The organism is Cellulomonas sp. P5_C6, assembly GCF_054049635.1.
The window spans coordinates 1-18609 of the sequence record NZ_JBFULZ010000029.1; the positions used below are offsets into that span (position 1 = coordinate 1).

Sequence of the window (18609 nt, forward strand, 5' to 3'; positions counted from 1 at the left end):
ACGCGCTGCTGCACGTGCCACCCCGCTGCGCCGACGGCCGGCGCAGCGCGGCGACCAGCGGTTCGAGGTCGCCCTCACGCCGGCTGGCGGTCAGCGCGACCCACGTGCCGGACGAGTCGTGCAGCGTGCCGCCGGGCGTGCACACCACGACGCTGACGGGCAGGAAGTCGTCGGGCACGCGCCCGGCCTCGGGGGCGTCGGCGTGCGGGGTGCCGGGCGACTGTGACTCGTCGGCCGAGACCAGGTCCAGGTCCGCGAGCACCTGCTGCGAGAGGCAGTCGGCGGTCGCGGCGAGGACGGCGGTGGGCGCCGCGTCCTGCGCGGGCTCGGGGGTGCTGCAGGCCGCGAGACTGACCAGCAGGGCGACGGGCAGCACGAGGCCGGCGGCCCACCGCGCACGCGTGCCCATCTCGCCCCCCTGTCGCATCCGCCCATGCCGACGGACACCCCCGGGGGTGTGGACGAGCACGGGAGCGCCGACCGCGACGTCGGCGCAATCAGAGAGTAAGCACAGTCATGGGGGAAATGACCGGGTGAGACCGGATCGTTAGGCAGCGGGGTCGGATCGTGAGCGTCCTGTGACCGGAGGGACCGTCTCGGGGCGGGGGGCGTCCGTCCCGTCGGCCAGCCGCAGCGGCTGCGCGGGCGGCTGCTCGGTGCGTCGACGCGTGAGGTGGCGCAGGATCCAGTCGACGCACACGCCGATCGCGAGGCCGCCCACGACGCCGACCGCGACGGCCGCGATCGTGTGCGAGCCGAGCCAGGCACCGGCGCCGACGCCGATGAGCGTCGAGTAGCAGCCCCAGGTGATCGCCGCGATCGCCGTCAGTCCCATGAAGCGCCGGCGGCTGTAGTGGACGGCGCCCGCGGTCATGTTCACGGCCACGCGGCCGATCGGGATGTAGCGCGCGGCGATGATGAACGCGGCACCACGGTTCGCGAGCGCGTTCTCGGCCCAGTCGATGGCGGCCTGACCCCGCGCGGACCTGAGCAGCCGCAGCTGGCGCACCTTCACCTTGGTGCCGATCTGGTAGGCGATCTGGTCGCCGGTCCACGCGCCTGCGGCGGCCACGAGGACGATCAGCGCGAGATTGGGTGCGCCCGTCGACATCGCGAGGGCCGAGAGGGCGATGACGACCGACTCGCTGGGGATCGGCGGGAAGAAGCCGTCGACGGTGGCGAAGACGTAGAGGACGACGAAGATCCACGGGGAACCTGCGAGGGCGAGCGCCCAGTGCTCCACCACGGGTCGTCCTCCTGTTCTCGTCCTGCACCGGCCGTCGTTCGGCCCGGTGTCGTGTCCCAAGGTAAGTCGCGGTGCCCACACGGCGACATAGGGGTGACCCCCGGTTCATCCCTGGGGCAGCCCCGAATCATCCCAGGGTCGGACCCCGGTCCCCTGGCTCAGCCGAGCGAGAAGCCCAGGGCCCTGGCCGCTGCGGTCGGGCTGGGCTCCGCCGCCCACCGGGCGCCGAACTCGTCGGAGGCCGCCAGCGAGCGCAGCTCCGCCCGATCGAGGTACAGCGTGCCGCCGAGGTGGTCCGTCTCGTGCTGGACGATCCGGGCGGCCCAGCCGCCGACCACCTCGTCGACCGGGGCGCCGTGCTCGTCCTGCGCCACCAGGTGCACCCGCCGCGCGCGTGCCACCACCGCCTGGTAGCCGACGACGCTCAGGCAGCCCTCGTAGAACGAGACGCGCTCCGCGTCCACCGCCGTGTACGTCGGGTTGACCAGCACCCGGAACGGCAGCGGCTCACGCTCCCGCACGTCGGCGTGGTCCTCGGACACCGAGCCGGGATCCTCGAGCACGGCGAGCGCCACCGGGAGTCCGAGCTGCGGCGCGGCGAGCCCCACGCCGGGCGCGGCACGCATGGTCCGGTGCATCACCTCGAGCAGCGCGGCCAGCTCCTCGTCCGAGAGCTGCGCCTCGTACGGCGTCGCCACCGCGCGCAGCGCCGGGTGCCCGGCCTGGACGATGGGCGCGACGCCCTCGGGCGACCGCGTCCCGGCCTCGATGATCCACAGCGCGACGTCGCGCAGCGCCTGGTCCCACTGCGGCCCCGACGGCACTAGAGGGCCAACCGCTCGGAGACGACGTCGGCCAGCTGCTTGGCCACACGGTCCGCCTCGGTCTGCGTGCCCGCCTCGACCATGACGCGGACCAGGTCCTCGGTGCCGGACGGCCGCAGCAGCACGCGACCGGTGTCGCCCAGCGCGGCCTCGGCGACGCGGACGGCGTCGAGCAGGGGCCCGTCGGTGCCGGTCCGGAGCCGGTCCACGCCGGGCACGTTGAGCAGCGTCTGCGGCAGCCGCTTGACCACGCCGGCCAGGGTGGCGATCGACGTGCCCGTCGCCGCCACGCGCGCCGCGAGCTGCAGGGCCGTCAGGACCCCGTCGCCCGTGGTCGCGTGCGCGGCCATGATGATGTGGCCCGACTGCTCGCCGCCCAGCGAGTAGCCCCCGGCGCGCATCGCCTCGAGCACGTACCGGTCCCCCACGGCCGTGTCGATCGTCGCGATCCCGGCCTCCGTCATGGCGATCTTCAGGCCGAGGTTGCTCATCACGGTGGTGACCAGGGTGTCGTCGACCAGGTCGCCCCGCTCGCGCATCGCGATGGCGAGCACGCCCATGATCTGGTCGCCGTCCACCAGGGCACCGGTCGCGTCGACGGCGAGGCAGCGGTCCGCGTCCCCGTCGAACGCGACGCCGAGGTCCGCCTCCGAGGCGACGACCGCGGCCTGCAGCTGCTCGGGGTGCGTCGACCCGCACTTCTCGTTGATGTTGCGCCCGTCGGGCGAGGCGTTGATGACGACGACGTCGGCTCCCGCGGCCCGCAGTGCGGCCGGTCCGACCTCGCTGGCCGCGCCGTTCGCGCAGTCGACCGCGATGCGCAGGCCGGTCAGCGGGACGTCGATGGTGCTGATCAGGTGCTCGATGTACTGCTCGCCGGCGCGGCCGGTGTCGACGCGGATGCGGCCGACGGCCCCGCCGAGCGGTCGCTCCCAGTGCTCGCCCATGCGCGCCTCGATGGCCGCCTCGAGCTCGTCGTCGAGCTTGTGGCCACCCCGGGCCAGGAACTTGATGCCGTTGTCCGGCATCGGGTTGTGCGACGCGGAGAGGACGACGCCGATGTCGACGCCGAGCTCGGCGGTCAGGAAGGCGACCGCGGGCGTGGGCAGCACGCCGACGTTGTTGACGTCGACGCCCGCCGACGCGAGCCCGGCGGACACGGCGGCCGCGAGGAACTCCCCCGACGCCCGCGAGTCACGGCCGACGATCGCGCGCGGACGGTGCCCCTCGAACTGGCCGAGCGAGCCCAGCACGTGCGCAGCCGCGACGGAGAGGTCGAGCGCCAGCTCGGCGGTCACGTCCCGGTTGGCGAGCCCACGCACGCCGTCGGTCCCGAACAGTCGGCCCATGGTCAGACTCCTTCGTCCTGAGGCGCCCCGCAGAGCCCTCGCACGTCCTTGCTGATGGTCGCAGACATGCCGATGGCCCCGCTGGTCGTGAGACCGGCGGGGCCATCGGGCCGAGGCGCGAAGATCAGCGCTTCGAGTACTGCGGAGCCTTGCGGGCCTTCTTGAGACCGGCCTTCTTGCGCTCCACGACGCGGGCGTCGCGGGTCAGGAAGCCGGCCTTCTTCAGGGCCGGGCGGTTGTGCTCCTCGTCGATCGCGTTCAGCGCACGGGCGATGCCCAGGCGCAGAGCGCCGGCCTGGCCGCTCACGCCACCACCGGTGATGCGGGCGACGACGTCGAAGCGACCCTCGACGTCGACCAGCTTGAACGGGGAGTTGACGAGCTGCTGGTGCACCTTGTTGGGGAAGTAGTCCTCGAGCGTGCGCCCGTTGACCTTCCACTGTCCGGTGCCGGGGACCAGGCGCACGCGCGCGATGGCCTCCTTGCGGCGACCGAGCGCGTTGGCCGGGGCCACGTTGCTCAGACCGCGCCCGGTGGGGGCAACCGTCTCGGAGGTGTAGCTGGTGGGGGTGTCATCGCCCTCGAGGTCGATGTCGACCGTGGTCTCTGCCACTGGTGTCCTCGCGTCCTTGTTCTCTGCGCTCAGCCGGCTCACGCCTGCTGAGAGACCTGGGTGATCTCGAAGGGCTTCGGCTGCTGCGCCGCGTGCGGGTGCTCGGCACCGGCGTAGACCTTGAGCTTGGTGAGCTGCTGGCGCGCGAGCGAGCTCTTGGGGAGCATGCCGCGCACTGCCTTCTCGATCGCGCGCTCGGGGTGCTTCTCCAGAAGATCGGAGTAGGCCACGGCGCGCAGGCCACCCGGGTAACCCGAGTGACGGTACGCGAGCTTGTTCTCGCGCTTGTTGCCGGTCAGAGCGATCTTCTCCGCGTTGATGACGATGACGAAGTCACCGCCGTCGACGTGGGGAGCAAAGGTCGCCTTGTGCTTGCCGCGCAGCAACGTGGCCACATGAGTGGCCAAGCGGCCCAGGACGACATCGGTCGCGTCGATGACGTACCAGTTCCGCTCGACGTCGCCGGGCTTCGGGGTGTACGTACGCACGGTCGTCAGCCTTCGTTTCGTTGCGAATCTTGTCGCGGCAGACCTCGCAGGGTGCGGGTCCGCCGATGAATGCTTTCGTCGGCTTCCGGGCGGCGAGCGGGAACGCACCAGCCCTGCCGTTCTGGCTCGGTGCTGAGTGCTGAGAGGGCACTAGCAGCCGCCGGAACGGGGACGCACAACGACTCACCAGAGTAGCCGCCGCCTTGCCGAGGGGTCAAAACGCGGAACTCCGGGGTCAGGCGGATCCGGGCGGCCCGTGCCGGGCGACCGGCCGCAGGGCCGCCGACGCCGCACGCACGACCCGCTCGGTGAGGTCGTCGAGCGTGGGCGTACGCAGCGCCCAGTGCTGCCAGTAGAGCGGCACGTCGAGGTGCTTCCCGGCCCGGACCTCGACCAGCGCCCCCGCGGCGATGCGCTCCGCGGCGGCCGCCTCGGGCACCATCCCCCACCCGAGCCCCGCCTCGACCAGGCCGACGAACGCCGCCTGCGACGGCACGAAGTGGACCAGGGGCGTCACGGTCCGGCGGCCGACGACCGAGGCGACGAACCGTTCCTGCAGGCCGTCCTCGCGGTTGAACGCGAGCAGGGGCGCGGCAGCGAACGCCTCGGCTCCGAGCCCGTCGGCGAACCAGCGGTCCCGCTGGGCGGGAGCCGCCACGGCCAGGTAGCGCATGGCACCGAGCCGACGGACCCGGCACCCCTGCACGGCGCGCGGGTCGGCCGTCACCGCCGCCATCACGGTGCCGTCCCGCAGCAGGTCAGCGGACAGATCCTGGTCCTCCCGCCGCAGGTCGAGCAGCACGTCCGCAGGCAGGTCGGCCACCGCCGCGGGGAACCACGTGGACATCGAGTCGTCGTTCACGGCGACGGGCAGCCGCCTCGTCGCACCCGCCGCGCGGGCGTTCCGCGCGCCCCCGGGCGCGGGGACCAGCTGTCCCAGCGCGTCCCGCCCGAGCAGCTCCACCTGGCCGGCCAGCCGGACCAGGACCTCGCCGTCCTCGGTCGGCCGGCACGGGCGCGTGCGCAGCACCAGCACCCGCCCGACCTGCTGCTCGAGCGCCTTGATCCGCTGGCTCACGGCCGACGGCGTCACGTGCAGGCGCTGGGCGGCCGCGTCGAAGCTGCCCTCGTGCACCACGGCGGCGAGGGCGCTCAGCTGGTCCGCGTCGAACGCCACATGAAGGATCCTAATGGTTCATCAGAAGCATGAACTGGTCTTCAGGATGCGGTCCGCCTACGGTCGTCCCCGTGCCTGCCGTCGCCCTCTCGGGCTTTCTCACCGCCCTGTCGCTGATCGTCGCCATCGGCGCGCAGAACGCCTTCGTGCTGCGGCAGGGGATCCGGCGCGAGCACGTGCTTCCGGTCGTCGCCATCTGCGCCGCGGCGGACGCGCTGCTCGTCGCCGCGGGCATCGCGGGCCTGGGCGCGCTCGTCACGTCGCACCCCGCGGTCCTGACGGTCACCAAGTACGCCGGCGCAGCGTTCCTGCTGGTGCTCGCCGTCGGGGCGGCGCTGCGCGCGCGGCACCCGTCCCGGCTCGACCCCGCGACCGAGGGGCCGGCGGCGCTCGGCGCCGTCCTGTCCACCTGCCTGGCCCTGACGTTCCTCAACCCGCACGTCTACCTGGACACGGTCGTGCTGCTGGGCTCGCTGGCCCACCAGCACGACCCCGGGGCATGGGTGTTCGGCGCGGGCGCGGTCGCCGCGAGCATCACGTGGTTCACCGCGCTGGGCTTCGGCGCGGCCTACCTGCGGCCCGTGTTCGCCAGGCCGCGCGCCTGGCAGGTCCTCGACCTGGTCATCGCCGTGGTGATGGCGACGCTCGCCGTGGCGCTGGTGCTCTAGCGGGCCCGGTCGACGCGGGCGGCGTCCCACACGGGCTCGGGCGTCTCCACCACCTCGCCGTCCGCGCCGAACACGAGGAACCGGTCGAAGGTCCGCGTGAACCAGCGGTCGTGCGTCACCGCGAGGACCGTCCCCTCGAACGCGGCGAGGCCCGTCTCCAGCGCCTCGGCCGAGTGCAGGTCCAGGTTGTCGGTCGGCTCGTCCAGCAGCAGCAGGGTCGCTCCGCCGAGCTCGAGCAGGAGGATCTGCAGGCGCGCCTGCTGACCGCCCGAGAGCGTCTCGTACCGCTGCTCCGCGGCGGCGACCAGCTCGTACCGGTCCAGCGCCTTGCTGGCCTGCTCGCGACCGAGCCCGGCGCGGTGGCCCTCCCCCCGGTGCAGGATCTCGAGCAGAGTCCGCCCGACCAGCTCGGGGTGCCCGTGGTTCTGCGCGAACCAGCCCGGCCGCACGCGCGGGCCGAGCACGACCCTGCCGGTGTGCTTCACGGGCGCGACGGGCAGGTCGTCTGCGGGCAGGTGCTCCGGACCGGGGTCGCTCCCGCCGGCAGCCAGCAGCCGCAGGAAGTGCGACTTGCCCGAGCCGTTCGAGCCGAGCACCGCGACGCGCTCGCCGAACCAGACCTCGAGGTCGAACGGCTTCATCAGCCCCGTGAGCTCCAGGCCCGTCGCGACGACAGCCCGCTTGGCCGTGCGGCCGCCGCGCAGCCGGACGCGGACGTTCTGCTCGCGCGCCAGCAGGGTCGGCGGACCGGCCTCCTCGAACTTGCGCAGACGGGTCTGTGCCGCCGAGTAGCGCGACGCGAGGCCGTCGTTGAACGCCGCCTTCGTCTTGAGCGTGAGCACCAGCTCCTTGAGCTTCGCGTGCTCCTCGTCCCAGCGCCGCAGCAGCTCCTCCAGCCGCGAGCGCCGGTCCTCACGCGCCTGGTGGTACGTCGCGAACCCGCCGCCGTGCACCCACACCGCCGCGCCCATGACGCCCGGCTCCAGCGTCGCCACCTGCGTCGCCACCCGGGCGAGCATCTCGCGGTCGTGGCTGACGAAGAGGACGGTCTTGTTCGACGCCCGCAGCTTGTCCTCGAGCCAGCGCTTGGTCGGCACGTCGAGGGCGTTGTCGGGCTCGTCCAGCAGCAGGACCTCGTCCGGCCCGCGCAGCAGCGCCTCGAGCACCAGCCGCTTCTGCTCGCCGCCGGACAGCGTGCGCACCTCGCGGTGCTGAGCCTGCTCGAACGGGATGGACAGGACGGCGTCGGTGACCCGGTCCCAGCCCGCCTCGGCCTCGTAGCCCCCCACGTCGGCCCAGTCGACGAGCGCCTGCGCGTACCGCATCTGAGCGGGCTCGTCGTCGACCTCCATGATCGCGAGCTCGGCCGCCGCGAGCTCCACGGCGGCGTCCCGCACGGCCGGCGAGGCCAGCGACGCCAGCAGGTCCCGGATCGATCGGTCGTCGTTGATCCGCCCGATGTCCTGCCGCATGATCCCGAGCCCGCCGCTGCGGCCGACCGAGCCGGAGTGCGGCTGCTCGTCGCCGGCCACGATCCGCAGCAGCGTGGTCTTGCCGGCGCCGTTGGGGCCGACGAGCGCGACGCGGGCGCCGTCGCCGACGCGGAACGTGATGTCGTCGAGGAGGGGTCGCCCGTCCGAGAGCACGTACCCGATGCCGCCGATGTCGAGATGACCCATGCCCCCATCCTCCCTGGTGCCACACGTGTGGCCCATCGCATTGCGTGTGGGGCCGCCCACCCCTGGCGTCGGCGCTCGCTCGGTGCGAAGGTCGGAGGCATGACGGACGACACCACCGGCACCAGCCCCGACCCCGAGCTCGACAGCGAGGGCGACACCGACCAGCTGTCCAGCGCGGACACGCTGCTCGACCGCGGCGTCGAGGACCTGCTCGACGAGGGCTACACGGTGCCCACCCGGCCCCGCTCGAACCACTACGGCGAGACGGCGTGGGAAGAGGCGCACCGCGAGACGATCGACCAGCGGATCGGCCAGGAGGAGCCCGAGGTCTGGGAGGCCCGGCCGCGGCCCGAGCGCGAGGAGTTCCGCGCCGGTCGGCTGATCGAGGACGACGACGCCGTCGAGGCGGGCGGGACCGACGGATTCGCCATCGACGCCGGGATCTCGGGGGGCGCCGCGAGCGCCGAGGAGGCCGCCGTGCACCTCATCGAGGAGGAGTACGTCGACGACCGCCGCTACCGCGACGACGTCGACGAGGACTGACCTGGAGCGCAGCGGAAGGTCGGTCCGGCCGACAACCGCTCGAGGACCGAGCGTCAGCCGCAGCAGCCGCCGCCCGCGTGCAGCAGGTCCTCGGCCGCCCTGCGTGCGCGCGTCTGCGCCGCCCGGGCGGCCAGCTGGTCGTCCGACGGGTAGCCCACCTCCTCCAGGGTGAGCCCGCGCGCGGCCACGACGTGCACCCCGGTGTCGCGACGACGCCGCGCCAGCAGCTCCGCCGGCCAGCCCGATCCGGCCCGGCCCTCCCCGACGGCCAGGCTCGCGCCCACCAGCGAGCGCACCATCGAGTGGCAGAACGCGTCCGCCTGGACGGTCGCGACCACCAGACCCGCGTCCGGGCCGTCAGGGGGCCTCGACCACGCGAACGCCTCGAGCGTCCGGATCGTCGTGGCACCCTCGCGCGGCTTGCAGTACGAGGCGAAGTCGTGGCGGCCGACCAACGGGCGGGCGGCGGCGGCCATCGCGTCCACGTCGAGCTCGCGGCGGTGCCACAGGACGTGCGCGCGCGAGAGCGGGTCGCGGCGGGCCGCGTCGTCGCAGATGCGGTACGTGTACCGCCGGCGCAGAGCCGAGAACCGCGCGTCGAACCCGTCGGGCGCGCGCGTGACCGCGTGCAGCACCAGGTCGGTCGGCAGCAGGCCCCCGAGCCGTCCGAGCAGGGCCTCCTCGACCGGGCGCTCGGTCCGGCCGCGCGACGCCGCCAGCAACCGCGCTGGGACGTCCACGTGGGCCACCTGGCCCCGTGCGTGCACGCCCGAGTCGGTGCGACCCGCCACCGTGACCCTCGGCGGCCCGACGGTCCGCAGCACCGTGCCCAGCGCCCCCTCCAGCACCCCCTGGACGGTCCTGAGGCCCGGCTGGAGGGCCCAGCCGGCGAAGTCGGTGCCGTCGTACGCCAGGTCGAGCCGCAGCCGGACCGCGGGCTCCTCCACGCTCTCGCTCACGGGTTCACACCGTAGTCGGCTCCGGCGCGCCCGTTCCGCACGCCGTCCCCCGTGCCGCTCGCTAGCGTGGGCCCGTGCCCAGCACCGGCTCCGACCCGTTCACGCTCGCCGTCGACTGCGGCGGGGGCGGCATCAAGGCGTCCGTGCTCGACGCGGCCGGCACCCTGCACGCCCCCGCGGTCCGGGTGCCGACGCCGTACCCGCTCCCGCCCGAGCGCCTCGTCGCGACCATCGCCGACATCGCCGCGGGCCTGCCCCCGGCCCAGCGCGCCACGGTCGGCATGCCCGGGATGCTCCGGCACGGCGTCGTCGTCGCGACCCCCCACTACGTCACCCGCTCCGGTCCACGCTCTGCGATCGACCCCGAGCTGCTCGCCGCCTGGTCCGGGTGCGACATCCGGGCCGCCGTCGAGGCGAGGCTGGGCCTGCCGACCCTCGTGCTCAACGACGCCGAGGTGCACGGCGCCGGCGTGATCTCGGGGACCGGCATCGAGCTGGTGCTCACCCTCGGCACCGGGCTCGGCACCGCCCTGTTCGACGGCGGGGTGCTCGCGCCGCACCTCGAGCTGTCCCAGGCACCCGTCCGCTGGGGGACGACCTACGACGCCTACATCGGGCAGGTCGAGCGCGCCCGGCTCGGCGACGGGCTGTGGTCCCGACGCGTGCGGCGCGTGGTCGAGGGCTTCCGGCCCGTGTTCCTCTGGGACCGGCTCTACCTCGGCGGCGGGAACGCCCGGCAGGTCACCCCGGCGACGCTGGCACGGCTCGGCGACGACGTCGTCGTGGTCCCCAACCAGGCGGGCATCGTCGGCGGCGTCCGCGCGTGGTCGCTGGGGGTCTGACGGCCCGCTCCGTGCCCGTCAGCGTGGCTGCGGCACCGCCGACCGGGCGTCGACCTCGTCGAGCGCCTCCAGCATCACCCGGGAGAACCGCGCCGGCTGCACCAGGCTGACCAGGTGGGTGGCTCGGGGCACGACGACCAGCCGCCCGTCACGGCACGCGGCCAGGAAGTGTCGCTCCTCGCCGCGGAAGTGGTCGAACGCACCGTTGACCAGCCACACCGGCGCCTCGATCCGCGCGAGGTCCGCCAGCGGGGTCGCGACCGTCATCTCCCGCAGGACCTGATGGGTGGCGTCCAGCGCGAACCCGCCGGCCCCGACGTCGCGCGCGCCCTCGGGCGGCAGGGCGAGGTCGACGAAGAACTGGTTCAGTCGCGCGCCCCGGTCCGGCAGCCGGGCGATCCCGTGGGCGCCGACGGACCAGCCGCCGAGGAGGAGCCTGTGCGGCTGGGTTGAGCACGACGCAGCGAGCAGCCCGGCGACCTGCCCCGGCCACCTCGCCGCGTGCCGGATCCCGACGTACCCGCCGAGCGACAGCCCGACGACGAACGCCTCCCCGCCGACCCCGTCGATCGCCTCGGCGACCGTGTCCACCGCCGCGTCCAGCGTGAACGGCTCCCCGACCCGGGTGCCGTGCCCCGGCAGGTCCACGGCGACCGCGCGCCGCCCCACGCGCTCCAGCGCCTCGAGCTGCGCCCGCCACATCGTGCGGGACGTCCGCAGCCCGTGCACGAGCACGACGGGCAAGGCCATGCGTCCGACTCTAGGTGCGGCACGATCGCCGCGCCGCAGCAGCCGGTACGACCCGGCTGGAGACGCAAGAAGGCCCGGGACCATCCGGTCCCGGGCCTTCGCGGTGCAGCTGTCAGGTCACGCCTTGTCGGCGTCGCCCTCGGTCTCGACAGGGGCGTCCTCGACGGGCGCGTCCTCGACGACGGTCTCCTCGACGGGAGCGTCCTCGACGGGCTTGTCCTCGACCTTGTCGGCCTTCTTCGCCTTCGGCGCGGCCTTCGCGGCGGCCTTGGTGGCCTCCTTCACGACGGCCTGCTTCGGGGAGAGCGGCTCGAGCACGAGCTCGATGACGGCCATCGGGGCGTTGTCGCCCTTGCGGGGGCCGATCTTGGTGATGCGCGTGTAGCCACCCTGACGGTCGGCGACGGCCGGAGCGATCTCGGTGAACAGCACGTGCACGACGGACTTGTCCTTGACGACGGTCATCACGCGGCGGCGGGCGTGCAGGTCACCGCGCTTGGCGAACGTGATGAGGCGCTCGGCGAGCGGACGCAGGCGCTTGGCCTTGGTCTCGGTCGTCGTGATCCGCTTGTGCTCGAACAGCGCCGTCGCGAGGTTCGCGAGGATCAGCCGCTCGTGCGCCGGTCCGCCACCGAGCCGGGGACCCTTGGTGGGCGTAGGCATGGTTTTTACTCCTTGAGTTCCAGTGATGGGCTGCGGACGGGCCGCTGTGCAGCGGCCCGTCTACTTCCCCGGCGTCAGTACTGCTCGTCCTCGACGAAGTCGCCCTCGTCGTCGCCGTAGTAGGCGCCGGCGGCGGACGGGTCGAAGTCGAGCGGGCTGTCCTTGAGCGTCAGGCCCAGCTCGGCAAGCTTCTCCTTGACCTCCGTGATGGACTTCGCACCGAAGTTGCGGATGTCCAGGAGGTCGGCCTCGGAGCGTGCGACGAGCTCACCCACGGAGTGGATGCCCTCACGCTTGAGGCAGTTGTAGGAGCGGATCGTGAGCTGCAGGTCCTCGATCGGCAGAGCGAGGTCCGCGGCGAGCGCAGCGTCGGTCGGCGACGGGCCGATCTCGATGCCCTCGGCCTCGACGTTGAGCTCACGGGCGAGCCCGAAGAGCTCGACCAGCGTCTTGCCGGCGGAGGCCAGCGCGTCGCGCGGGCCGATCGCCGACTTGGTCTCGACGTCGACGACCAGCTTGTCGAAGTCCGTGCGCTGCTCGACACGCGTCGCCTCGACCTTGTAGGTCACCTTGAGGACGGGCGAGTAGATCGAGTCGACCGGGATGCGGCCGATCTCGGCGTCGAACGACTTGTTCTGGTTCGCCGACACGTACCCGCGGCCTCGCTCGACGGTCAGCTCGATCTCGAGCTTGCCCTTGTCGTTCAGCGTGGCCAGGTGCAGGTCGGGGTTGTGGACCTCGACGCCGGCGGGCGGCACGATGTCCGCGGCGCTGACCTCACCCGCACCCTGCTTGCGCAGGTACATCACGACGGGCTCGTCGTTCTCCGAGGAGACGACCAGCTGCTTGATGTTGAGGATGATCTCGGTGACGTCCTCCTTGACGCCCGGCACGGTGGAGAACTCGTGCAGCACGCCGTCGATCCGGATGGACGTGACGGCGGCACCGGGGATGGAGGACAGCAGCGTCCGGCGGAGCGAGTTGCCGAGCGTGTAGCCGAAGCCCGGCTCCAGCGGCTCGATGGAGAACCGCGACCGGTTCTCCGAGATGACCTCTTCGGTCAGGGTGGGGCGCTGTGCAATCAGCACGGTGTTGTTTCCTCTCAGCGGGCGTCCGCCATATGACGCTGCGCAGTACTACTGGCCGGCCTGGTCTCGGTCCACCTGGTCGGCGTCAAGTCTGTCCGGGTCGGTGCGCGCCTCGCGACGACGCACCGACCCGGTGGAACCGACGGTCAGACGCGGCGGCGCTTCGGCGGACGGCAGCCGTTGTGCGCCTGGGGCGTCACGTCCTGGATCGAGCCGACCTCGAGGCCGGTCGCCTGGAGCGAGCGGATCGCGGTCTCACGGCCGGAGCCGGGGCCCTTGACGAAGACGTCGACCTTCTTCATGCCGTGCTCCTGGGCGCGACGAGCGGCCGCCTCGGCGGCGAGCTGCGCCGCGAAGGGGGTCGACTTGCGCGAGCCCTTGAAGCCCACCTGGCCCGACGAGGCCGACGCGATGACGGCGCCGGTCGGGTCGGTGATGGAGATGATCGTGTTGTTGAACGTGCTCTTGATGTGCGCCTGGCCGTGGGAGACGTTCTTCTTCTCCTTGCGGCGCGGCTTGCGCACGGCGGAACGGGTCTTGGGAGGCATTCTCTTCTTCTCTCGAGGTCTGATCGGCTTGCCCTGGCGCGCGGCGCCCGGGGCGGAGGGCTACTTGCGCCCGGCCTTCTTCTTGCCGGCCACGGTGCGCTTGGGGCCCTTGCGGGTACGCGCGTTGGTCTTGGTGCGCTGTCCGCGCACCGGAAGGCCACGGCGGTGACGCAGGCCCTCGTAGCAGCCGATCTCGACCTTGCGGCGGATGTCCGCAGCGACCTCACGGCGAAGGTCACCCTCGAGCTTGTAGCTGCCCTCGAGGTAGTCACGGAGCGCGACGAGCTCGGCGTCGCCGAGGTCCTTCACGCGGATGTCCGGGCTGATGCCGGTCGCGGCCAGAGTTGCCTGGGCGCGGGTGCGGCCGACCCCGTAGATGTAGGTGAGCGCGATCTCGAGCCGCTTCTCGCGGGGGAGGTCGACGCCGATAAGACGTGCCATGTGCCTGGTGGCTCCTGAACTGCATCGGAGGTCTGCCGCACTGCCCTCCCGCGTGCTGCGGGCCTCGGCCTCCGACCGAGGGTGCACCGGCGAGTGATCGCCGGAGTGGCTGTGCGCTTGCTGGTCCCCGGGGGGACCGATGGTGCTGGTCGAGCTGCTGGTCCGAGCGGACCGGCGTCAGGGCATCAGCCCTGGCGCTGCTTGTGGCGCAGGTTCTCGCAGATCACCTGGACGCGACCGTGCCGGCGGATCACCTTGCACTTGTCGCAGATCTTCTTGACGCTGGGCTTGACCTTCATCGCGTGTTCCTCCGCCGCCGTTGCGCCCTCATGGGCTGACGGCGTGTTCGAGTGGCTGTTACTTGTAGCGGTAGACGATCCGGCCACGGGACAGGTCGTACGGGCTCAACTCAACAACGACCCGGTCCTCGGGGAGGATCCGGATGTAGTGCTGTCGCATCTTGCCCGAGATGTGGGCGAGCACCTTGTGGCCGTTGGTGAGCTCCACGCGGAACATCGCGTTCGGCAGAGCCTCCACGACGCTGCCCTCGATCTCGATGACACCGTCCTTCTTCGCCATATCCTCCGCTAACTGTCGGTCCTGTTGGATCAGCCCACATCGGCCGACCCCGCCCAGGAGAGGGCGACATCAGCGTGGTGGGGACTGCGTGGGAACAGCGCGCCACGAGAACCGGGCGCACACCCAACGGACGATCTTACGCCATCGGGGCCAAGGGACGAAACCGCCCCGGCCTCGGACCGAGTGCCGTGTGCCACACCGCCGCACCACGAGGCCCGCCCGGGGACCCGGTCGGCACCGGGGACGCCGTTCACGGTGCCGACCGGCCCCGACGTCAGCTCGCGCGGCGCCGGCGCAGCAGGACGAGCGCGGCCCCGGCCAGCACCAGGATCGCCCCCGCCAACAGCGCGGGACCCGCGGACGAGCCGGTCGACGCCAGCGCGGCCTGAGGCTCCTCCCCCGCGGCGAGCACCTGGGAGTAGAACGACTCGCTGGGGGTCGGCGTCGACTCCACCTCGACGGTCGGCACCGGGCTCGGGTCGGGGGCCGCGCCGACCTCGGCGGTGGGCGTCACGCTGGGCGCCGGGACCGGGACCGGGACCGCGGAGACCGTCGGGGCGGGAGTCGATGTCGCCGTCGGGGTCGGCGTCGCCGTCGGCGGGCACGGCACGGACGCCGACGGCGTGGGCGTGACGGTCGGCTTCGGCGTCGGCTTGGCGGTCGGCGTCGCCGGGGCGGTCGGGGCCACCGCGCCGCACGCCGGCACGGTCACCATGTCGGCCAGCTCCCAGTGCCGCGCGTCGAAGATCGGGCCCCAGCCGATGTAGTCCTGGGGGTAGGACGGCGCCGGGTTCCCGGTGAACACCGTCGCGTCGCCGTGCGCCTGGTCCTCCTGGACGGCCCAGCCGGCGCCGCAGAGCGTCGGGCTCGCGGGGAGCGCCGCGCGGATCTCGTCGAGGCTCAGGTCCCGGTACGAGGCTCCGGGCCACGTCGCCACCAGGTACTGCTGGGTCGAGTTCTCCCACGACGCCGGCGCGGCCGGGTCCTTCTTGAGGTACACGTACGCGCCGGTGGTCGACCGGTCCGGCTGCAGACGGTGCGAGCCGCCGCGGCCGTCGTGCGCGTGCGCCGGGCCCGCGCCGAGCGCGAGGAGCACGGCCGCGAGGCCGGCGGCACCCACCAGCCGCGCGGGGCGGCGGCCGAGGGAGGAGAACGGGGAGGGACGAACACTGCGCTGCATGAGCCACCCATCACGTCGGGTGCAGGCGCGCGCTGACCACGTGCCTGCCGGAGGTGGGCACCCGCCCTCCACCGCGCGGATCGTCCCGCGCGGGCCCCGGGGCGCCCGTGGCGGATCGTTCACCGCCGGGCAGGACCGTATCCGACAAACCGGTCATCGCGTGTCCGTTTCGGCAGTTCAGGGCCGATTTGTGGACAACTGGACGCAGGTTCACCTGGATGGACGTACTGGTGAGTAACTGCGCAGGGTCAGGCGAGCGGCGAGACAGTCACGCCGAGCTCCGCGAGCTTCGCGGCACCGCCGTCGACGGCGGTGAGCACCCAGATGCCGTCCTCGAGGATCGCCACCGTGTGCTCCCAGTGGGACGCCCGGGAGCCGTCGTCCGTCACGACGGTCCAGTCGTCCTCGAGCACCTGGGTGGACCGCTCCCCGCGGACCACCATCGGCTCGACGGCCACGCACAGACCCGGGCGGACCCGCGGCCCGCGGTCGCGTCGCCGGAAGTTCGGCACGTCGGGAGGCTGGTGCATCGCGGTGCCGATGCCGTGCCCCACGTAGTCCTCGACCAGGCCGTACCGCACGCCGCCGTTGAGCCCGGCAGCCTCCGCGGCGTCCACGACGTCCTCGACCGCCTCGCCCACGGCTCCGAGCCGCTCGGCGCCGGCGAGGGCGGCGATCCCGGCCCACATGGCGCGCTCCGTCGTCGAGGCGAGCTCCACGTCCTGGGGGTCCGCGCCGTCGAGGACGACGGTGATCGCGGAGTCGCCGTGCCAGCCGTCGACGATCGCGCCGCAGTCGATCGACACCACGTCGCCGGGCTCGAGCACGCGCGGGCCGGGGATGCCGTGCACGACCTCGTCGTTCACGGAGACGCAGATCCGCGCGGGGTACCCCTCGTACCCGAGGAACGACGGCAGCGCGCCGGCCTCGGCGATGACCGCTGCGGCGACGTCGTCCAGCTCGGCCGTGCTGACCCCGACGACCGTCCGCGCGCGCACGGCCGCCAGGGCGTCGGCGACGACGAGGCCCGCACGCCGCATGAGCAGCACCTGCTCGGGCGTCTTGTACTCGATCCGCTCGCGACCGAACACGGTCAGCCGGCGCTCAGGGCGCCGATCGCCGCGACGAGGCGGTCGGTGACCTCGTCGACGCCGCCGATGCCGTCCACCTGCGCGAGCAGGCCGCGGTCCGCGTACACGTGCGAGATCGGCGCGGTCTCCTGCGCGTAGACGTCGAGGCGGTGACGGACCACGTCCTCGGTGTCGTCCTCGCGGCCCTCGATCTCGGCGCGCTTGAGCAGACGGGCCACGACGACCTCGGGGTCCGCGGTGATCTCGACCGCGAGGTCGATCGTCAGCCCGGCGTCCGCGAGGATCGCGTCGAGCTCGGCGACCTGGGCGACGTTGCGGGGGTACCCGTCGAGCAGGAACCCCTCGACGACGTCGTCCTGGGCGAGGCGGTCGCGCACCATGTCGTTGGTGACGGAGTCCGGCACCAGCGCACCGCGCGACGTGTACTCCTGCACCGTCTTGCCGAGCGGCGTGCCGCCCTTGATGTTGGCGCGGAAGATGTCGCCGGTCGAGATGGCCGGCACGCCGAGCCGCTCGGCCAGCCGGGCGGCCTGGGTCCCCTTGCCGGCCCCGGGAGGACCGAGCAGCACGAGACGGGCGCTCATCGCAGGAACCCCTCGTAGTGCCGCTGCTGCAGCTGCGACTCGATCTGCTTGACCGTCTCGAGGCCGACGCCGACCACGATGAGGATCGACGAGCCACCGAACGGGATGTTCGTGCCGACGCCGAGCAGGATGAACGCGACGGTCGGGATGAGCGCGACGAACGCCAGGTACAGCGAGCCCGGCGCCGTGATGCGGGAGATCACGTAGTCGAGGTACTCGGCCGTCGGACGCCCGGCGCGGATGCCCGGGATGAAGCCGCCGTACTTCTTCATGTTGTCCGCGACCTCGTCCGGGTTGAACGTGATCGCCGTGTAGAAGTAGCAGAAGAAGATGATCATGGCGACGTACAGCAGCAGGTGCAGCGGCGCGCTGGGCGAGGCCAGGTACCGGCTGACCCACTGCACCCACCCGGCGGCCGGGTCACCGAACTGGGCCAGGAGCCCCGGGACGGCGAGCAGCGACGACGCGAAGATGATCGGGATGACGCCGGCCATGTTGATCTTGATCGGGATGTAGGTGCTCGACCCGCCGTACATGCGGCGACCGACCATCCGCTTGGCGTACTGCACGGGGACCCGTCGCTGCGACTGCTCGACGAACACGACCAGCGCGACGACCAGGACGATGACCGCCAGGACGATGACGAACTTGGTGACGCCGTTGTCGCCACCGGCGATCGACCACAGGGCGGTCGGGAAGCTCGCGGCGATCGACGTGAAGATGAGGAGCGACATGCCGTTGCCGACGCCGCGCTCGGTGATGAGCTCGCCGAGCCACATGATCAGGCCGGTGCCCGCCGTCATGGTGATGACCATGATAAGGAGGGTCGACCAGGTGTCGTTCGGGATGACGTCGACGGTGCAGCCGCTGAACAGCTGACCGCTGCGCGCGACCGTGATGATCGTCGTCGACTGGAGGACCGCGAGGGCGATCGTCAGGTACCGCGTGTACTGCGTGAGCTTCGCGGTGCCGGACTGGCCCTCCTTGTGCAGTTCCTCGAAACGAGGGATGACCACACGGAGCAGCTGGATGATGATGCTCGCCGTGATGTACGGCATGATCCCGAGCGAGAACACCGACAGCTTGAGCAGTGCGCCGCCGCTGAACAGGTTCACGAGCCCGAGCAGGTCATTCCCCTGCGACTGCTCGATACACGTCTGCACGTTCGGGTAGGACACCCCCGGCGTCGGCAGGAAAGAGCCGATGCGGAAGATCACCATGATCCCGATGGTGAAGAGCAGCTTGCGCCGCAGGTCGGGCGTTCGGAACGCCCGCACGAATGCGCTGAGCACCTGTC

The 18609-nt window shown here is 72.4% G+C and carries 23 protein-coding genes; 3 read left to right on the top strand and 20 right to left on the bottom strand.

The window, feature by feature from the left end:
- From ACXJKG_RS05270 to ACXJKG_RS05300, 7 genes are all read right to left on the bottom strand, one after another.
- On the bottom strand, positions 1–409 hold a 409-nt coding region (locus tag ACXJKG_RS05270; protein ID WP_456844715.1), incomplete at its 3' end, for a hypothetical protein.
- A gap of 138 nt (positions 410–547) precedes the next feature.
- On the bottom strand, positions 548–1246 hold the full coding sequence (locus ACXJKG_RS05275) for a DedA family protein (RefSeq protein ID WP_456844716.1): 699 nt from the start codon (positions 1244–1246) through the stop codon (positions 548–550).
- Between the two features lie 158 nt (positions 1247–1404).
- The gene (locus tag ACXJKG_RS05280; RefSeq protein WP_456844717.1) at positions 1405–2070 is read right to left on the bottom strand and encodes a peptide deformylase; all 666 of its coding nucleotides are present in this window, start codon (positions 2068–2070) and stop codon (positions 1405–1407) included.
- Positions 2070–3419, bottom strand: a complete 1350-nt coding sequence (glmM, locus tag ACXJKG_RS05285; protein ID WP_456844718.1) for a phosphoglucosamine mutase — start codon at positions 3417–3419, stop codon at positions 2070–2072. The genes ACXJKG_RS05280 and glmM overlap by 1 nt, the downstream gene beginning before the upstream one ends.
- Positions 3420–3543: 124 nt before the next feature.
- Positions 3544–4032 carry a 30S ribosomal protein S9 gene (gene rpsI, locus ACXJKG_RS05290; protein ID WP_456844719.1) on the bottom strand — a complete coding sequence of 163 codons (489 nt, stop codon included), beginning with the start codon at positions 4030–4032 and terminating at the stop codon, positions 3544–3546.
- A gap of 38 nt (positions 4033–4070) precedes the next feature.
- Positions 4071–4520, bottom strand: a complete 450-nt coding sequence (gene rplM / locus ACXJKG_RS05295; RefSeq protein WP_370504642.1) for a 50S ribosomal protein L13 — start codon at positions 4518–4520, stop codon at positions 4071–4073.
- A gap of 235 nt (positions 4521–4755) precedes the next feature.
- A complete protein-coding gene (locus tag ACXJKG_RS05300) occupies positions 4756–5697 on the bottom strand; it encodes a LysR family transcriptional regulator ArgP (RefSeq protein WP_456844720.1) in 942 nt (313 codons plus the stop codon).
- 71 nt (positions 5698–5768) lie between these two features.
- Here ACXJKG_RS05300 and ACXJKG_RS05305 point away from each other — a divergent pair, with 71 nt between their 5' ends.
- Entirely contained in the window at positions 5769–6365 is a 597-nt protein-coding gene (locus tag ACXJKG_RS05305; protein ID WP_456844721.1) for a LysE/ArgO family amino acid transporter, read from the top strand.
- On the opposite strand, the gene ACXJKG_RS05310 is transcribed toward ACXJKG_RS05305, so the two are convergent.
- Positions 6362–8044, bottom strand: a complete 1683-nt coding sequence (locus ACXJKG_RS05310; RefSeq protein ID WP_456844722.1) for an ABC-F family ATP-binding cassette domain-containing protein — start codon at positions 8042–8044, stop codon at positions 6362–6364. The genes ACXJKG_RS05305 and ACXJKG_RS05310 overlap by 4 nt on opposite strands.
- 99 nt (positions 8045–8143) lie before the next feature.
- Between ACXJKG_RS05310 and ACXJKG_RS05315 the strand changes: the two genes are divergently transcribed.
- Complete coding sequence (locus tag ACXJKG_RS05315; protein ID WP_456844723.1) at positions 8144–8587, top strand: DUF5709 domain-containing protein; 444 nt, start codon at positions 8144–8146, stop codon at positions 8585–8587.
- Between the two features lie 53 nt (positions 8588–8640).
- On the opposite strand, the gene truA is transcribed toward ACXJKG_RS05315, so the two are convergent.
- Positions 8641–9546, bottom strand: a complete 906-nt coding sequence (truA, locus tag ACXJKG_RS05320) for a tRNA pseudouridine(38-40) synthase TruA (RefSeq protein WP_456844724.1) — start codon at positions 9544–9546, stop codon at positions 8641–8643.
- 74 nt (positions 9547–9620) lie between these two features.
- Here truA and ACXJKG_RS05325 point away from each other — a divergent pair, with 74 nt between their 5' ends.
- Positions 9621–10388, top strand: coding sequence for an ROK family protein (locus ACXJKG_RS05325; RefSeq protein WP_456844725.1), 768 nt, complete (start codon positions 9621–9623; stop codon positions 10386–10388).
- An 18-nt stretch (positions 10389–10406) separates the two neighbouring features.
- Here ACXJKG_RS05325 and ACXJKG_RS05330 read toward each other — a convergent pair whose 3' ends face one another.
- The 11 genes from ACXJKG_RS05330 to secY form a co-directional block, all read right to left on the bottom strand.
- Positions 10407–11138, bottom strand: coding sequence for an alpha/beta fold hydrolase (locus ACXJKG_RS05330; protein WP_456844726.1), 732 nt, complete (start codon positions 11136–11138; stop codon positions 10407–10409).
- A gap of 117 nt (positions 11139–11255) precedes the next feature.
- A complete protein-coding gene (gene rplQ / locus ACXJKG_RS05335) occupies positions 11256–11801 on the bottom strand; it encodes a 50S ribosomal protein L17 (RefSeq protein WP_456844727.1) in 546 nt (181 codons plus the stop codon).
- Positions 11802–11875: 74 nt separating this feature from the next.
- A complete protein-coding gene (locus ACXJKG_RS05340) occupies positions 11876–12889 on the bottom strand; it encodes a DNA-directed RNA polymerase subunit alpha (protein ID WP_456844728.1) in 1014 nt (337 codons plus the stop codon).
- Positions 12890–13035: 146 nt separating this feature from the next.
- Entirely contained in the window at positions 13036–13437 is a 402-nt protein-coding gene (gene rpsK / locus ACXJKG_RS05345) for a 30S ribosomal protein S11 (protein WP_055912186.1), read from the bottom strand.
- Between the two features lie 60 nt (positions 13438–13497).
- Positions 13498–13878: a 30S ribosomal protein S13 gene (gene rpsM / locus ACXJKG_RS05350; protein ID WP_456826461.1), complete on the bottom strand. Its 381-nt coding sequence runs from the start codon at positions 13876–13878 to the stop codon at positions 13498–13500.
- A 185-nt stretch (positions 13879–14063) separates the two neighbouring features.
- Entirely contained in the window at positions 14064–14177 is a 114-nt protein-coding gene (gene rpmJ / locus ACXJKG_RS05355; RefSeq protein WP_013117849.1) for a 50S ribosomal protein L36, read from the bottom strand.
- A 58-nt stretch (positions 14178–14235) separates the two neighbouring features.
- Positions 14236–14457 (bottom strand): translation initiation factor IF-1, encoded by a 222-nt coding sequence (gene infA / locus ACXJKG_RS05360; protein WP_013770189.1) that lies wholly within the window; start codon positions 14455–14457, stop codon positions 14236–14238.
- Positions 14458–14731: 274 nt separating this feature from the next.
- Positions 14732–15637: an LPXTG cell wall anchor domain-containing protein gene (locus ACXJKG_RS05365; protein WP_456844729.1), complete on the bottom strand. Its 906-nt coding sequence runs from the start codon at positions 15635–15637 to the stop codon at positions 14732–14734.
- A gap of 248 nt (positions 15638–15885) precedes the next feature.
- Complete coding sequence (gene map, locus ACXJKG_RS05370) at positions 15886–16728, bottom strand: type I methionyl aminopeptidase (RefSeq protein WP_456844730.1); 843 nt, start codon at positions 16726–16728, stop codon at positions 15886–15888.
- Positions 16729–16730: 2 nt separating this feature from the next.
- Positions 16731–17312, bottom strand: a complete 582-nt coding sequence (locus ACXJKG_RS05375; RefSeq protein WP_456844731.1) for an adenylate kinase — start codon at positions 17310–17312, stop codon at positions 16731–16733.
- Complete coding sequence (gene secY, locus ACXJKG_RS05380; RefSeq protein ID WP_456844732.1) at positions 17309–18604, bottom strand: preprotein translocase subunit SecY; 1296 nt, start codon at positions 18602–18604, stop codon at positions 17309–17311. Before secY ends, ACXJKG_RS05375 begins: the two co-directional genes overlap by 4 nt.
- Positions 18605–18609: the final 5 nt, after the last annotated feature.

Bases quoted from the DNA above. Each gene is read 5' to 3' on its own strand.
- ACXJKG_RS05365 (WP_456844729.1), bottom strand. From the start codon at position 15,637: ATGCAGCGCAGTGTTCGTCCCTCCCCGTTCTCCTCCCTCGGCCGCCGC.
- glmM (WP_456844718.1), bottom strand. From the start codon at position 3,419: ATGGGCCGACTGTTCGGGACCGACGGCGTGCGTGGGCTCGCCAACCGG.
- ACXJKG_RS05330 (WP_456844726.1), bottom strand. From the start codon at position 11,138: ATGGCCTTGCCCGTCGTGCTCGTGCACGGGCTGCGGACGTCCCGCACG.
- infA (WP_013770189.1), bottom strand. From the start codon at position 14,457: ATGGCGAAGAAGGACGGTGTCATCGAGATCGAGGGCAGCGTCGTGGAG.
- rpsK (WP_055912186.1), bottom strand. From the start codon at position 13,437: ATGCCTCCCAAGACCCGTTCCGCCGTGCGCAAGCCGCGCCGCAAGGAG.
- rplQ (WP_456844727.1), bottom strand. From the start codon at position 11,801: ATGCCTACGCCCACCAAGGGTCCCCGGCTCGGTGGCGGACCGGCGCAC.
- rpsM (WP_456826461.1), bottom strand. From the start codon at position 13,878: ATGGCACGTCTTATCGGCGTCGACCTCCCCCGCGAGAAGCGGCTCGAG.
- ACXJKG_RS05375 (WP_456844731.1), bottom strand. From the start codon at position 17,312: ATGAGCGCCCGTCTCGTGCTGCTCGGTCCTCCCGGGGCCGGCAAGGGG.
- rpmJ (WP_013117849.1), bottom strand. From the start codon at position 14,177: ATGAAGGTCAAGCCCAGCGTCAAGAAGATCTGCGACAAGTGCAAGGTG.
- ACXJKG_RS05315 (WP_456844723.1), top strand. From the start codon at position 8,144: ATGACGGACGACACCACCGGCACCAGCCCCGACCCCGAGCTCGACAGC.
- ACXJKG_RS05310 (WP_456844722.1), bottom strand. From the start codon at position 8,044: ATGGGTCATCTCGACATCGGCGGCATCGGGTACGTGCTCTCGGACGGG.